The sequence below is a fragment of the Gaetbulibacter sp. S0825 genome (assembly GCF_011777505.1).
Taxonomy (GTDB): Bacteria; Bacteroidota; Bacteroidia; order Flavobacteriales; family Flavobacteriaceae; genus Pontimicrobium.
In genome coordinates this window covers 475,706-489,696 of the sequence record NZ_JAATJT010000001.1, presented here as the reverse complement: position 1 = coordinate 489,696, position 13,991 = coordinate 475,706, and the positions used below count along the sequence as shown (strand labels likewise).

Sequence of the window (13,991 nt, the reverse complement as noted above, 5' to 3'; positions counted from 1 at the left end):
TCCACTCACATTTTAATATTTCTTAATTGCTTTTTTAGTGATTACAAAATTGTTATCAAGAGTGACTTTAGCAATATAAGGCGCACGACTTAGGTTGGATAACTTTAAGACTTCATCCTTACTATTTACTTCATAGTCGTATAATATACGTCCTTGTAAATCAATAATTTTAATATTACTTATTTTATTAGGAGCATTTAACTTAAATTGAACATCACCATTTTTATGCTCGATAATTGAAAGCGCATTTTCATTAGCAATAGTATTGTTTGTAGAAAGCGCATCTTGACTAAAAATAATTTCGAAACGATCGTTAAACTCACCAACTTCCGATGTGAAGTTGTAATCACTATCTTTTAGGTTGTGAATCTTATACAGTAAGTTATCTTTTAAATAAATAGTATTATTGATTAAAAAATCCCCTTCAAGTTGAGCTATAGATAAGGTATAAATTGTTGGTATTTCAATAGAGGTTTTATAGCCAATACTTATTATCTCATCATCAGTTAGATTGCTAGGTGCTTTCCCTTGAATTGCAAACTTTTTAATAGAGCCTTCTATATTTGAATATAAAATAGCTGAAGTACCGGAAGAAAGATTTTTTTGAGTGTCATATGCCATTCCATCATAAGCATCTGTAGCACCTGTAGCATACGCTATAAGTATTTGATTGAACACACCATTATCAGAGGTTAGGTTTAACCAAAGTTTATTGTCTTTTTTTTTGTCATTTGTTCTAAAAAACTGAGTATTATCTCCAGTAACTCTCATGGAATTATTAAAGATAACAGCCCCTTCACTAATATTCCCAACTGTTGAATCTGGAATTGCCGCATCTGAATAAACAACAAAGAAACCTTGACCAGAAGGAATGAATCTATTTGGAATAACATTGTCACCACCAGCCACTTCTCCTACAGCATTAATAATTGCATAATCAGAAACGACGAAGTTAAAGGCTTCATTGCCATTTGTAGTATTTGAGGGAGGAGTGTTTTGGGACCACAAGAAAATAGCACCATCAACCACAACATTTGTTGCAATGTTGCTATTGGCAGCAAGAAATAAATCTGCATCAATAGCAGAAGGATAAGGGTTACCTATAAGGTTCCAGTTATTATCATTCGTTTCAGAGTCATTTCTATATACGGGAACTGAAATAATACCATTATTAAAAGAACCTTCAAAAATATAGGTTAACTGCTTAGGCAGGCCTCCAGGAGTAGAACTAAAAATAAACTGATCATGAGTTGTTGCATAACCAACACCAGGTGTCATAACAGTAGAGGCATTAACAGAAGTCCAATCGTCTCCATTATCATCAATATCATCTTGACCAGAAACGGTTGTGTTATTATTATTTGTTTCCATAGTGGCATCTAAAAAATTAGCGCCATTAAATGAGAATCTTCTATCAACTTGAGATTCAGACAAACCAGTTCCAATAGTTTCATTTGATACTGGAGAACTCCAATAAGTATATTCATACCAATTATTCATAGGAGCTGTACGTTTGTCAACGCGAATAGAACCATTATTATTTACTAAACCTACATCATTATTTTGAACGACAGCCCCTTCTCGACTAACAATTATGTTACCATCAACTGTAATATCGTTTTCAATTTCTATATAACTCCCATTAGTAATAGTTAATGTATTTCCAGCGTTTACGTTTAAACTACAAGCACTAAAACTTCCATTTGTAAACGTGTTATAAACATCGTCAATTACGGCAGCAATTGTTAAATCTGGACCAGTTCCATTCGACCAAGTACCACCCGACCAAGTTACCGACGTAGGACAAGGAATAGCATTTACGACACCATTAAAAGCAAAGTCATTAATACTAAATGTACCATTTGTATTACTTCCACCCCAAGCATAAACTCTGAAGATAATAGCAGCTGAGATATTTTGGTAATTAACAGCAGATAAATCTATTGTAGCTCCTGTAATTGTAGACATTCCAATATCACTTGTAAAACCATCAATACTACTTCTAATAGCAATATTTATGGGTCCAGTATTTGACCTCTGCCCAGTATATTCAAAGCTTATAAAATCAATTTCAAATGTAGCATTTGGTGTAATAATAAATTCAAAATAATCATTGATATCCAATGTGGTTAAATCCCAATCTCTTGCATTATATCTGTCATTTCCGTTTTGACCATTAATACCAGTCCCTCTACTAATTCCAGATACAGTAATATTTCCATCAATAACTTGACCAATTGTATAAGGGTTATTATTATTAGGATTGTTTCCAGTAATTGTGTTACTAAAAATACTTTGACCACTAATTAAGTTAGTAACCAAAAAAAGTAGTAAAAAAGCTAAAATCCCTCTCATTGCTAATTTATTATTTAGACCTTTAATTTTTTCAAGGTCACATTTTTTTGATTTATGATTCAGAATTGAATCTTTACACGAGAAACGCTTTAATTTACTGTGTTTATTAAGAATGTTTTACTAAACATTCCAAAAGATAGATCAACTTGAGAAAAATCAAATACCAAAAGACATTTACAAAATTAGTGTAAATCAAGCACTTACAGAAATAGGCGCAGAGGAGTATATCGATGTTTTCAATGATTTAAGCGAAAAAGAGACAAATTTGGTTTAATTAAGTATTTATCAAGCAAAAAGCGAAGCCAAAACCTCGCTTTTCACCACTACAACGTTCAATAGGTTAAGGCTTATTTCTTTAAAGCCTTTTTTGTAATTACATAATTATTATCCAGAGTTACTTTCGCAAAATAGGGAGCTTGACTTAAGTTGGATAGTTTAAAGATTTCATCGTTTCCATTTATGTCAAAATTATATAAAATACGTCCTTGTAAATCAATAATTTTAATGTTATTCATTTTATTGCTAGCATTTAGTTTAAACTGAATATCACCGTTTTTGTGTTCAAAAATTGAAAGTGAATTTTTATTTAATAAGGCATTATTCATAAATAAAGCTTCACTAAAAACAATTTGGAAACGATTGTCAAACTCACCAACTTCCGAGGTGAAATTATAATCACTAGCTTTTAAATCATGAAGTCTATTCAATAAATTATCTTTTAAATATATAGTGTTACTAGATAAAAAATCACCTTCTAGTTGAGAAATTGATAGTGTATAAATTGTTGGAACATTAATAGACGTTTTATAACCAACATTGATTATTTCATCTGTACTTATACTATTTTCACTTTTTCCTTGAATTACAAATTTCTTGGTTTCATTTTCAATAGTAGAATATAAAATTGCCGAAGCACCAGAAGCTAAATTTTTTGGCGTATCATAAGCCATTCCATCATAGCCATCGCTTGCTCCTTTGGCATAAGCAACAAGAATTTGGTTAAAAACACCATTGTCCGAAGTTAAGTTTAACCATAATTTATTTGTCTTGTTTGAAGTTCTAAAAAACTGATTGTTATTTCCTGTAACTCTCATGGAATTATTAAAAATAACAGTTCCTTGTTTTATATCTCCAAGAAAAGTATCTGGAGTTGCAACATCAGAATAAACCACAAAAAACCCTTGTCCTGATGGAATATTTCTCGATGGTATTTCACCATCACCACCAGCTGTTTGCCCTATTGTATTTATAACTGCATAATCTGAAACAGCAAAATTTTCATTTTCATTGCCATTAGCTGTATTTGATGGCGCAGTATTTTGAGACCATAAAAATAACGCACCATCTAAAGCAGCATTATGAGGTATGTTTGTGGCAATAGTACTATTTGTACCTAAAAACAGGTCGGCATCAATTGCTGAAGGATACGGATTCCCTATGAGATTCCAATTATTGTCATTAGTTTCAGAGTCATTTCTATAAACAGGAACGGTAATAACGCCATTGTTAAAAGGACCTTTAAAAATGTAATCAAATTGATAAGGTGGAGTTGCGTTTGGAGGCCCAATAAAAAGAGCTTGTGAATGAGTAGATGCATAACCAACACCAGGAGTCATTACAGTAGCTCCATTTACAAATTCCCAGTCGTCACCATTATCATCGATATCATCTTGACCATTTACTGTATCGTTATTATTGTCAGTTTCTTTTGTTGTATCTAAAAAATTAGCACCATTGTATGAAAACCTCCTGTCGGGTTGAGATTCAGACAAACCAGAACCGATGGTTTCTCCAAGGACTGGAGAACTCCAATAGGTATACTCATACCAATTGTTTAGTAAAGATGTCCTTTTAGTAACATGTATTAAACCATTTTCGGCAACGATTCCATCATCATCATTCTGTTTTACAGAGCCTTGGGGTCTAACATTAATAGTTCCATCTGCTATTATATCATGTTCTATTTCTATAAAATCACCATTTGCAATAGTTAAAGTATTACCTGCAGTGATTGTTAAGTTACAAGCAATAAAACTTCCACTGGTAGAAGTTGTATAATTCCCATCAATGATTGCTGTAGTTGTAAGATTATTTGGAATGCCATTATCCCAACTACTGCCATTCCATGTCGTGGTAATCCCTCCATAACAGGGTATGGGGTTTACAGAGCCATTAAACTCGAAATCATCAATTCCAAAAATTCCAGATGGAGCTCCTCCCCAAGCATATACCCTAAATGTAATAGCCGATGTAATATTTTGATAAGCTGCTCCAGTAAGGTCTATTATATTGTTTCCAGTTAAAGTAGGAGTTCCTATGTCATTTGTAAAGCCATCCAAACTACTTCTAACAACTATATTGGTGGGTGGAGTAGCAAAAAAAGCACTTGTTCTTCCTGTGTAAATAAAATTTATAAAGTCAATCTCATATCCAGAATTTGGTGTTAACACAAATTCAAAATAATCATCAACATGAAACCTATTAGTCCAAAAATTATATGCTGCATATGTATTTACTCCATGTGCAGATTGAACACGAGTTAATCCTGGACCTCTGCCAATTCCTGAAACCGTAATATTAGGGTCAACATATTGTCCATTAGTATATGGATTGTCAGCTGAAGGGTCAGTATCTGTTATTTCATTGGAAAAAATAGTTTGCCCATAACTAAAGTATAGAGCCCAAAAAAGGAGTATAAAAGTAATTTTATATTTCATTTGCTATTAATCTGATAGTAAATAGAAGGGCAGCTATTTAGGTAATCAGTTCAAATATATCTAGAAACTCCATCTTTTTGTTGTGGTAAAACCACAAACTTGTTACGGTAAAACCGTAGTTAACAATAATGTTTCGTTTTTTAAAGGGTTTTTAAAAGCAAGACAAGGTCTCTTATTTATTTTCAATTACTATTTTTGATTTATGATTAATAAACGCACTTATACAGTAAATGAAGCTAAAAAGAAGCTTGAATATTATTGTGCTTACCAAGAACGTTGCCATAAAGAAGTTTCGCAAAAGCTAAGGGATATGAATATGATTCCTGAAGCTATTGATGTGATTATAGTACACCTATTACAGCATAACTTTTTAAATGAAGAACGTTATACTAAAGCATTTGTAAGTGGTAAATTAAAGATTAAGAAATGGGGGAAACGTCGATTAATTCTAGAATTAAAGAGAAAAAATATTTCTAAAACCAATATTAATCATGCACTTACAGACATAGATGAAAATGAGTACATTGATATTTTTAACGATTTAGCCGAAAAACGCTTTAACTCTATAAAAGAGAAAGATAAATACAAAAGGAAGAAGAAATTAACTGATTACTTGTTATACAGAGGATGGGAATCTTTTTTAGTGTATGACAAAGTAAATGAATTGATTAAATAATAGTATCTTTCTTAACAGATTTGCACCTATGAAAAATAGCATCACACTTTTAATATTACTTAGTTTTTCAATTATGTTTTCACAAGAAAAAAGTGAAGCAAAACAATTTTGGAATTCTCTACAAGAATTATGCGGAAAATCGTTTGAAGGAACTTTACTATTGCCTGAAAATGATGAACAATTTGGAGGAAAAAAATTGGTAATGCATGTACGCTCTTGTAGTGATAAAGTTATTAAGATCCCATTTTTTGTTGGAGACGATAAATCTAGAACTTGGGTATTAACTTTTGAAAATGACTTAATTCTGCTAAAGCATGACCATAGACATAAAGATGGAACAGAAGATAAAGTTACCATGTATGGTGGTAAAACAACTAATGCAGGACAATCTACTATTCAAATTTTTCCTGCTGATGAAGAAACTAAAAGTTTAATTCCAGCCGCTTCAACAAATGTATGGTGGATTACCTTAAATGATAAAGAATTTACTTATAATTTAAGACGATTAGGAACTCCTAGAGTGTTTAAAGTAGCATTCGATTTAACTAATGAAATTGAAACTCCACCTGCTCCTTGGGGTTGGAAAGATTAAAAAAATATTTTATGAACTTTAGAGATTAAAGGTAGCTCCAAAATTCATTGTAAACTGATTATGAATTTTTTCAGCAGGTGTTAGCGCTTCAGAATTATATTTCGCAATAGGTGTGTTTAATTCTGTATAAATACCAAAACCATCTGAGAAGAAATAACGCATTCCTAAATGACCACCAAAGTTTTTAAGCCCAAAACTTAAACCTGGATAGATGTCAAAATTTTCGTCAACCTTAACAACATTTCCTAAATTAGCATTAAAACGGGCTTTAATATCAAAGCGGTCTCCAAAATCTGCATCTAAATTGTCTTCAATGCTTAAAGCATAAGTAGAAGAAAGACCCAAAGAAATATTTTCGCCAACTCCAAAGTCGTAACTTACATTAATACCTGAAGCATTATTTTGAAAATTTGCGCCTACTTGAAATTTATCATCACCTTTCCCTTGATAAGCCTGTGCGTTAGCAAAACTTATACATAACAACATAACAACTACAATTAATTTTCTCATTATTCTTTATTTAGATTTTAGAAGGCAAATATATTCAATTTTTTAGTGTATTGTTTAACCTTTTGTGTGTTCTGCAAATAGCTTGTTCATTTTTCCAATCAATCCATTTTTGTCCCTTAACACGCCTCATAAGGTTGTCAAAATTTCTCATTATAAATAAGTTATAGATTGCTTTACTCAAATTTTTAGGATTTCTAGCAATAGCACGTAAGCTCATAGAAAAACCAGGTGTAACATATTTCATATAGTGCCACCATCCTTCAGGCATATAAAGCACTTCACCATGATTTAAGTTAGTTATATAACCTTTAGCATTTTTTAAAGCTGGCCATTTTTTGAAATCAGGATTTGAAAAATCAATATCTTCTCTTGTTATAAGGGAATGAGGTATTTTATAGAGATGTTTGTTTTGTTTTTGGTCAAATAAGATGCATTGTTTTTCACCTTCAAAATGAAAATGAAAAATGTTGGCTAAATCAATATCATAATGCATAAATGTGTACGAATCTCTTCCTCCAAAAAACAGCATTGGTAGCCCTTTCATGAGTCGTAATCCAAAATCTGGATATTTAAAATCCTCTTGGAGTTGAGGAATTTCTTTCAATATGTTCCAAAGAAAAATACGGTATTTTGTAGGCTCTTTTTTTAGTAAATCTACATACTCACACATTTTCATAGTAGCATGAGGCTCATTAAAACCATCTTTATAATCTACAGGTCTATCGTCATATAGTGGGACAGTTTTATCACCAGCAACAGTTTTCATATAATCTAAATTCCATTTAGAAAAAGCTGGCCAGTCCTCGATACAACGTTCTATTACCACAGGTTTTTGTGGTTTGAAGTAGTTTTTTACAAATTCCTCTTTTGTAATTGTTTTTACGCGAGGAACTTCTTGAAGATTTAGTTTCATGGGCTATTAACCTTTTTTGAGTAAAAACTACTCACTTAAAACATTAAACTGTTTTGCAATAGCAAAATTATAAAAACAGTGGAAATTTTATCCCAAAAAGTAAAATTACGATATAATTTTTTTAGCGAAAACAAATTTTAAATGCACAATAGCTATACAACAAAACACGCCAAGATAGGCAACAAACAATAACCATGTTATAGGTATTTTTAACAGACCATATAGCACATTTGGGAAGATGAGTACTGCCTCTGAAATAATAACAAATAATGAATAAAAGACCCAAATATTGCTATTGATTTTAGTTGATAACTCGAGCCAAATAAAAGGTATAAATAAGCCTAAAAATAAAAAATGCAACCAAGCAATAAGTAAGTAATGGTTGTTTTCAACCAAGGATGCTATTACAGGGGAACTACCTATTATATTAAAAACACCTACTATTATTAGAACATAGTATACTATTTGGTACGGTCTCCTTATATGCTTAATAGGCTTTAAAAAATTAAACAAAGTCACTAAAAATAGTATTGAGCTAGTACCTCCAACAAATTGAATTAGCCAATGATCGAAATTATAATCTAACGAATGCGCATAAAGACCTATTAGGCTTATTCCAATTATCAAAACATTTTTTATGGATATGACAATGGAGTTTCTTTTTAAAAATATTACTAACAACCATACTAAAAACGCACCAAAATATTGAAAGTGCAGATAGAAAAAAATAGCTTGTTGATACCAAGGAGATTCTTGTAAATTAAGCACCATTAAGGGCCCTAAACAGTAAGGGCCAATTGATGATATAAAATGAAATATAATTCCTATTTTTATTAGTAATACGAGTTGTTTGTTTCCTTCTAAACGTCGCCATAACCTAATTAAAAAGATATAGCTTATCCATAAATGTAACGTTGAAAAAATTATCGAAAACAGCGCATATCCTTGAATGATAAACATAATGAGCATACCACCAATACACACTTGCAATGCCAAATAGTATTTTTTTGATAATGAGTCAATGCCTTTTGAAAAATGACTCCATAGAAGTACAGTTAGAGCATTAAATATAAACCCTAAGAGCATGACATGAGAATGCGAATGGATAAGATTCTTTAAGGAAAAACTTAGAGATGTTTGTGTAAAAAAGTAACGAATTATTAAACCTAAAAAAGCACCAAGAAACCCAAATATAATTGGATAAAACCATAGGTGCTTTTTTAAATTTGACTTCATTTATAATTACGAAGTTACAATCTAATAAAGTTTATAAAACTATTTATCCTTCTTTTTTAGCTCTCTCTTCTTTAGTCTCTTCTTTTTGTTCTTTACCTTTTAAATACTCAGGCAACTCCATTCCAGCCATATTAAACATATCTTGTAAAGGAGGGACTGATTGATACAATCCAGACAGGAAGTTTGCTGTTGAGGATTTACCATCTTTTCCACCACCATTTTCCCAAACAGTAACTTTGTCAATTTTAATGTTTTTAATTGCTTCAGCTTGGGTTTTAACCAATTCAGGTAATTTATCAGCAATTAATAAGAGAACAGCATCCTTAGAGTTATTACCAGCAGCTTTAACAATTTGGTCTAAACCAGCTGCTTGTTTTGTTAACACTTCATATAATCCTTGTGCTTCAGCTTGAGCTTTAAATAGTATTGCATCTGCTTCACCTTTAGCACGTCTTCTAATTTTTTCCGCTTCTGCTTCAGCATCAATTTCAACTTTCTTTTTATCAATTTCAGCAGGTACAATAATATCTGCCATTTGTGATGAACGTTCTCTTTCTGCTCTCACAGCTTCTGCTTCTTGCTCTGCAGCATAGGATTCTTGTAGGGCTTTTGCACTTTGTACTTTTTCTGAAGCGATAGCTACACGTTCTGCTTCAGCTTCACGTTGACGACGTAACGAATCTGAATTGGCAACGGCGATTTTCGCTGTATTTTCCCCCTCAACTGCTTGTGCATTAGCTGCAGCAACCTGACTTCTTTCATCTTGAACAGCATTAGCTTCTCCAATCGAACCATCTCTAGTTTTTTCTGCTACCGATTTACGTGCAGCGTTAATGGCGTGTGCAGCTGCTTCTTTACCAAGAGCTTCAATGTACCCTGACTCATCGACAATATCTGTGATATTTACGTTGATTAATTTTAAACCAACTTTCTTTAATTCAGATTCTACACTTGCAGATATATTAGTTAAAAACTTATCACGATCGTTATTAATTTCTTCAATATCCATTGAGGCTACAACCAAACGTAATTGCCCGAAAATAATTTCTTGTGCTAATTCTTGAATTTCATTTTGCCCTAAGCCTAATAAACGTTCGGCTGCATTTTGCATCACACCAGGTTCGGTAGAAATACCAATAGTAAATCGCGAAGGTACGTTAACACGAATATTTTGTTTAGAAAGTGCGTTTACTAAGTTTACCTCGATAGAGATTGGGGTTAAATCTAAGAACTCGTAATCTTGAAATACAGGAACAATAAACGCTGCTCCACCATGAATACATTTAGCCGATTGCCCACCACCTACTTTTCCGTAAACCACTAAAATACGATCGGAAGGACAGCGCTTATAGCGTTTTATAAGAATGATTAGAAAGACAAAGACAAAAAGTATTGCGGCAACAGCTGCAATAGGAAAGCCTAAATCAAAGCTTGGTTGTGTCACTAGGTAGTTCATATGTTTCTGTTTTTATTGATTCTATTGGTTTTTTAGTTTCTTGTACTATTAAAATGCCATTACTGGTTACATCTACAACTTGAATTATTGTGCCTGATTTTAGTTCAGAAAGTGAATCTGAAAGCGCTTCGAGTTCTCTTAAGGTTCCTTGAACTCTGACACTTACTTTTCCCATTTTAGTTCGATTTCCACCAATGGTTAAGTAAACTTCTCCGATGGCTCCAATGGCATTTTTATAGTTAAGTGTTCCACTATCTGATAATTTTTGCATACCGTAAAACATGGCAGCCATAATAGTCATCATTATGAGTCCGCAAACTAAAGCAATGATAACGCTTAAAGGTTTTGAAAAGCCTGAATTTATACAAGCGATTCCAATCCATCCAAAAATGGTAAAGAATCCCACAAGATTTTTGAATGTGATAAATTGAAATCCGATTCCTGCATCGCCATCTATTTCAGAGCCTCCACCATCAAAATCATCTCCACCATCCATTCCCATAAAGGTTGTGATGATTACAAAAACGAAAATCAATGAGCCAACGAGTGCGATAACCCAAAAGAATTGGGAGAATCCATCTAAAGCTGAAAACCATTCCATAATAATACTCTAGTTTAAAATGTTAACGAAATATAAGACCTTTTTTTGGTCTTTCCTCATGTAAAAAAGTTTAAAGTAAAGAGATATTTGTAAGATTGATTGATACTAATCTCTCTCTTATTTAATTAGTATATAAAAACACCTAATTGTTACAAACACTAAATTGTATTAAGATTGAAGGCCCTATATTTTGGGTACTAAAACTTATATTTTACACCCAATAATACATTCCCTTTTGGCATTGGCACTAGATTAGTTTCAGTATAATCAGTGTTAAAAATATTATTTCCAATAATTGATAATTCAAATGAATCTAAATCCAGTGTTGCTTTTATATCAATAACATGGTATTCGTTATCTGTTCCTTCTGTACGTTTTGCAAATTTATAGGCAATACTTTGCCTAAAATTCTTTAAAAACTGTGTCCTAAAAGTAGCAGTGGCGTGATGTTGTAATGAGTTGATGGAGTATCTTGAGAAATTTACTTTAGATGTTTTTAAATCTTCATCTAAATACGTATATCCTAATGTAATATTCTGATTAAAACCACTCATAGTATAATTTATAGACGCATTCGCTTCCAATCCAATAGTGTTTAAATCTTGAATATTTGTTGCTTCCCATAAATCGTCCGATTTTTCTTTTACATAATCAATTAAATTATTGGAATCTCGATTAAATACAGCAATTGAACCAGAGAAATTTCCTTTAGTATACTTTATCCCAAGTTCTTCAGTAAGTGCTTCTTCAGGTTCTAAATGTTCATTTCCTAGTGTGGTTGGGTCTCTATAAAACAAATCGGTATATGTTGGAATTCTATACGTGTAACCTGCGTTAGCATATATTTTTACATTGTCATTTACTTGATAGCCAATATCAATTCCTGGAAATGCATGGAATTTGAAATCGGAAAAATAGTTTACTGCAATTCCTGGAGTGACATCTAATTTGTCATTAGCAAAAGTGAAACGATGCTCTAAAAACGCATTTGTCATAAAACGATCTCTATCTCCAAGATTATTACTAGATAAATATACCTTAGCAACATCAACTCCAAAACCAGTTATTCCTAAGTCAGATTTATACGATGCATTTACTTCACCACCAACTTTATTAGTAATATGTAGGTTTCGGTAAATGGAAGGAATATGCCTCACAAATAAATACATATCCTGATTACGTTTCCAATATAAACGGGGTTTTAATGTGATATTTCCTTTTTTATAAGTCGACGTGACACCAATCAAGCTACTTTGTGTCTCTTCATATTGATTGATAGCTGAAGGCGATGCATAAAATCCATTGGCACCAAACTTACGGTCAGTAAAATAGCCTATTAGATTAATTGGAGTGTTGTTTTTATTGAACGTACCTTTTATAAAGTAGTTCTGATTTTTAAAATCGGTATTATGTCTGTAACCATCTGATGTGTTTACTGACGCGTGAGCGATAACCGATGTTCTATTAAAATCAATTCCCGTAGTTCCAGTAACATGTTGCTGACCAAAAGACCCTACTTGAAAACCAGCAGAATTCACATCAACTGTACTGTTTTTTGTAACAATATTAATAGCACCTGTAAAGGCATTTTGCCCAAATACCCGAGCAGCTGGACCTTTGATAATTTCTATACGTTCAATAACCTCAATTGGTAGAGCCATGTTCATAGTATGGTGACCAGTTTGAGCGTCTTCAACTTTAATACCATCAATAAGAATTAAAGTTTGGTCAAAACTCCCACCCCGAATATATAAATCGGCTTGCATACCATTTACACCACGACGCCTCATGTCAACACCAGCTACTTGTTGTAATAATTCGGTAACGTTTGTTGCTGGATTTTGTGCTATTTCTTGAGCAGATATCACAGTGATAGTTCTAGAATTTTCTTTAAAGGGTAAATCAATTCTGCTGGAAGTAATTACTACAGAATCTAATTGTTTCGTGTTTTGCTTTTCTTGAGCAAACGATGTGTAACCACTTAACACTAAAAGCAGTACCGTTATAAAGCTATTAATTGTTCTCATACCTTAGTTTTGACCGAGCAAATGTAAAAAATTTGTGGAATGAGCAATGTGAAATTTTGTTTTTATTTAATGTGTTTGGAATAATAATATTATTAAAAAAGAATAATAAATTATTGTTTATCAATAATTTTATTATATTTGTAATATCAATTAATCAAAAATAGAACAAAGTTATGTCTAATAATCAAGAAGTAAAACAAAGAATAGTTAAAGGGAATAAATTAGAATGCAACATTTGTAAGCATGACAAATTTTGGGGAAGAACGACTTTAATGAATACCCCAAAAATGACCTTTTTTAAATTAGATTGGGCCAATAAGAGTGCATTAAACTATATATGTAATAATTGCGGTCATGTACATTGGTTTATGAATAAGTAAGAATATTATGAAAACAAAAAGAATACTTAAAATAATGCATGTTTTTGCTTGGATAGCCTTGATTGGATTGTCATTTAAAGCAGGTGCAATTATTATATCATACTTGGTCAGTTTAGGAAATGAAGGGGCTGTTAAAGATTTATACGAAGGCATGAATTTAATTGCTTATAAACAAAATAGCCTATTACATTATTCTATTATTGTTGGCTATAGAATTATTCAGTTTAGTATTCAAGCTTATATTGCATTTCTTGTAGTGAAACTGTTGAGCAATCTAAATATAAACAGACCTTTTAATTTAAATGCATTAAAGGCTATGCAAACTATTAGCTACAGCCTTCTACTAATGTGGGCAATAGTTGTGGCACATAATATTCACGTTGGCATATTAGAAGCTACGCAAGGAATAAAAGCAACCTTAATCTCTAGCGAATTTGTATTAATAGCAGGTATTGTTTATGTGTTCTCGCTATTATTTAAAAGAGGATTGGAGCTGCAATATGAAAATGATTTAACCATTTAATATTT

11 protein-coding genes are annotated in these 13,991 nt (G+C 32.0%); 3 read left to right on the top strand and 8 right to left on the bottom strand.

The genetic code is table 11. From position 1 onward, the window contains the following. Positions 1–12: 12 nt before the first annotated feature. Positions 13–2,355, bottom strand: coding sequence for a T9SS type A sorting domain-containing protein (locus HB672_RS02260; RefSeq protein WP_167607047.1), 2,343 nt, complete (start codon positions 2,353–2,355; stop codon positions 13–15). Positions 2,356–2,702: 347 nt separating this feature from the next. Beyond that, positions 2,703–5,072 carry a T9SS type A sorting domain-containing protein gene (locus HB672_RS02255; RefSeq protein WP_167607044.1) on the bottom strand — a complete coding sequence of 790 codons (2,370 nt, stop codon included), beginning with the start codon at positions 5,070–5,072 and terminating at the stop codon, positions 2,703–2,705. A gap of 202 nt (positions 5,073–5,274) precedes the next feature. On the opposite strand from HB672_RS02255, the gene HB672_RS02250 reads away from it, so the two are divergent. Continuing rightward, positions 5,275–5,748 carry a regulatory protein RecX gene (locus HB672_RS02250; RefSeq protein WP_167607041.1) on the top strand — a complete coding sequence of 158 codons (474 nt, stop codon included), beginning with the start codon at positions 5,275–5,277 and terminating at the stop codon, positions 5,746–5,748. Between the two features lie 28 nt (positions 5,749–5,776). Beyond that, complete coding sequence (locus HB672_RS02245) at positions 5,777–6,340, top strand: hypothetical protein (protein ID WP_167607038.1); 564 nt, start codon at positions 5,777–5,779, stop codon at positions 6,338–6,340. An 18-nt stretch (positions 6,341–6,358) separates the two neighbouring features. On the opposite strand, the gene HB672_RS02240 is transcribed toward HB672_RS02245, so the two are convergent. From HB672_RS02240 to HB672_RS02215, 6 genes are all read right to left on the bottom strand, one after another. Continuing rightward, a complete protein-coding gene (locus HB672_RS02240; RefSeq protein ID WP_167607035.1) occupies positions 6,359–6,850 on the bottom strand; it encodes a DUF6646 family protein in 492 nt (163 codons plus the stop codon). Between the two features lie 34 nt (positions 6,851–6,884). Continuing rightward, a complete protein-coding gene (locus HB672_RS02235; RefSeq protein WP_167607032.1) occupies positions 6,885–7,763 on the bottom strand; it encodes a cupin-like domain-containing protein in 879 nt (292 codons plus the stop codon). A gap of 105 nt (positions 7,764–7,868) precedes the next feature. Further along, entirely contained in the window at positions 7,869–8,999 is a 1,131-nt protein-coding gene (locus HB672_RS02230; RefSeq protein ID WP_167607029.1) for a hypothetical protein, read from the bottom strand. 43 nt (positions 9,000–9,042) lie between these two features. Next, complete coding sequence (locus tag HB672_RS02225; RefSeq protein ID WP_167607026.1) at positions 9,043–10,455, bottom strand: flotillin family protein; 1,413 nt, start codon at positions 10,453–10,455, stop codon at positions 9,043–9,045. Beyond that, positions 10,424–11,056 carry a hypothetical protein gene (locus HB672_RS02220; RefSeq protein WP_208864169.1) on the bottom strand — a complete coding sequence of 211 codons (633 nt, stop codon included), beginning with the start codon at positions 11,054–11,056 and terminating at the stop codon, positions 10,424–10,426. The genes HB672_RS02225 and HB672_RS02220 overlap by 32 nt, the downstream gene beginning before the upstream one ends. Positions 11,057–11,253: 197 nt before the next feature. Then, positions 11,254–13,083 (bottom strand): TonB-dependent receptor, encoded by a 1,830-nt coding sequence (locus tag HB672_RS02215; RefSeq protein ID WP_167607023.1) that lies wholly within the window; start codon positions 13,081–13,083, stop codon positions 11,254–11,256. A gap of 387 nt (positions 13,084–13,470) precedes the next feature. Between HB672_RS02215 and HB672_RS02210 the strand changes: the two genes are divergently transcribed. Further along, entirely contained in the window at positions 13,471–13,986 is a 516-nt protein-coding gene (locus HB672_RS02210; protein WP_167607020.1) for a DUF2975 domain-containing protein, read from the top strand. Positions 13,987–13,991: the final 5 nt, after the last annotated feature.

Coding starts and splice junctions, on each gene's coding strand:
- HB672_RS02245 (WP_167607038.1), top strand. CDS start 5,777: ATGAAAAATAGCATCACACTTTTAATATTACTTAGTTTTTCAATTATG.
- HB672_RS02225 (WP_167607026.1), bottom strand. CDS start 10,455: ATGAACTACCTAGTGACACAACCAAGCTTTGATTTAGGCTTTCCTATT.
- HB672_RS02215 (WP_167607023.1), bottom strand. CDS start 13,083: ATGAGAACAATTAATAGCTTTATAACGGTACTGCTTTTAGTGTTAAGT.
- HB672_RS02255 (WP_167607044.1), bottom strand. CDS start 5,072: ATGAAATATAAAATTACTTTTATACTCCTTTTTTGGGCTCTATACTTT.
- HB672_RS02250 (WP_167607041.1), top strand. CDS start 5,275: ATGATTAATAAACGCACTTATACAGTAAATGAAGCTAAAAAGAAGCTT.
- HB672_RS02230 (WP_167607029.1), bottom strand. CDS start 8,999: ATGAAGTCAAATTTAAAAAAGCACCTATGGTTTTATCCAATTATATTT.
- HB672_RS02260 (WP_167607047.1), bottom strand. CDS start 2,355: ATGAGAGGGATTTTAGCTTTTTTACTACTTTTTTTGGTTACTAACTTA.
- HB672_RS02220 (WP_208864169.1), bottom strand. CDS start 11,056: ATGGAATGGTTTTCAGCTTTAGATGGATTCTCCCAATTCTTTTGGGTT.
- HB672_RS02235 (WP_167607032.1), bottom strand. CDS start 7,763: ATGAAACTAAATCTTCAAGAAGTTCCTCGCGTAAAAACAATTACAAAA.
- HB672_RS02240 (WP_167607035.1), bottom strand. CDS start 6,850: ATGAGAAAATTAATTGTAGTTGTTATGTTGTTATGTATAAGTTTTGCT.
- HB672_RS02210 (WP_167607020.1), top strand. CDS start 13,471: ATGAAAACAAAAAGAATACTTAAAATAATGCATGTTTTTGCTTGGATA.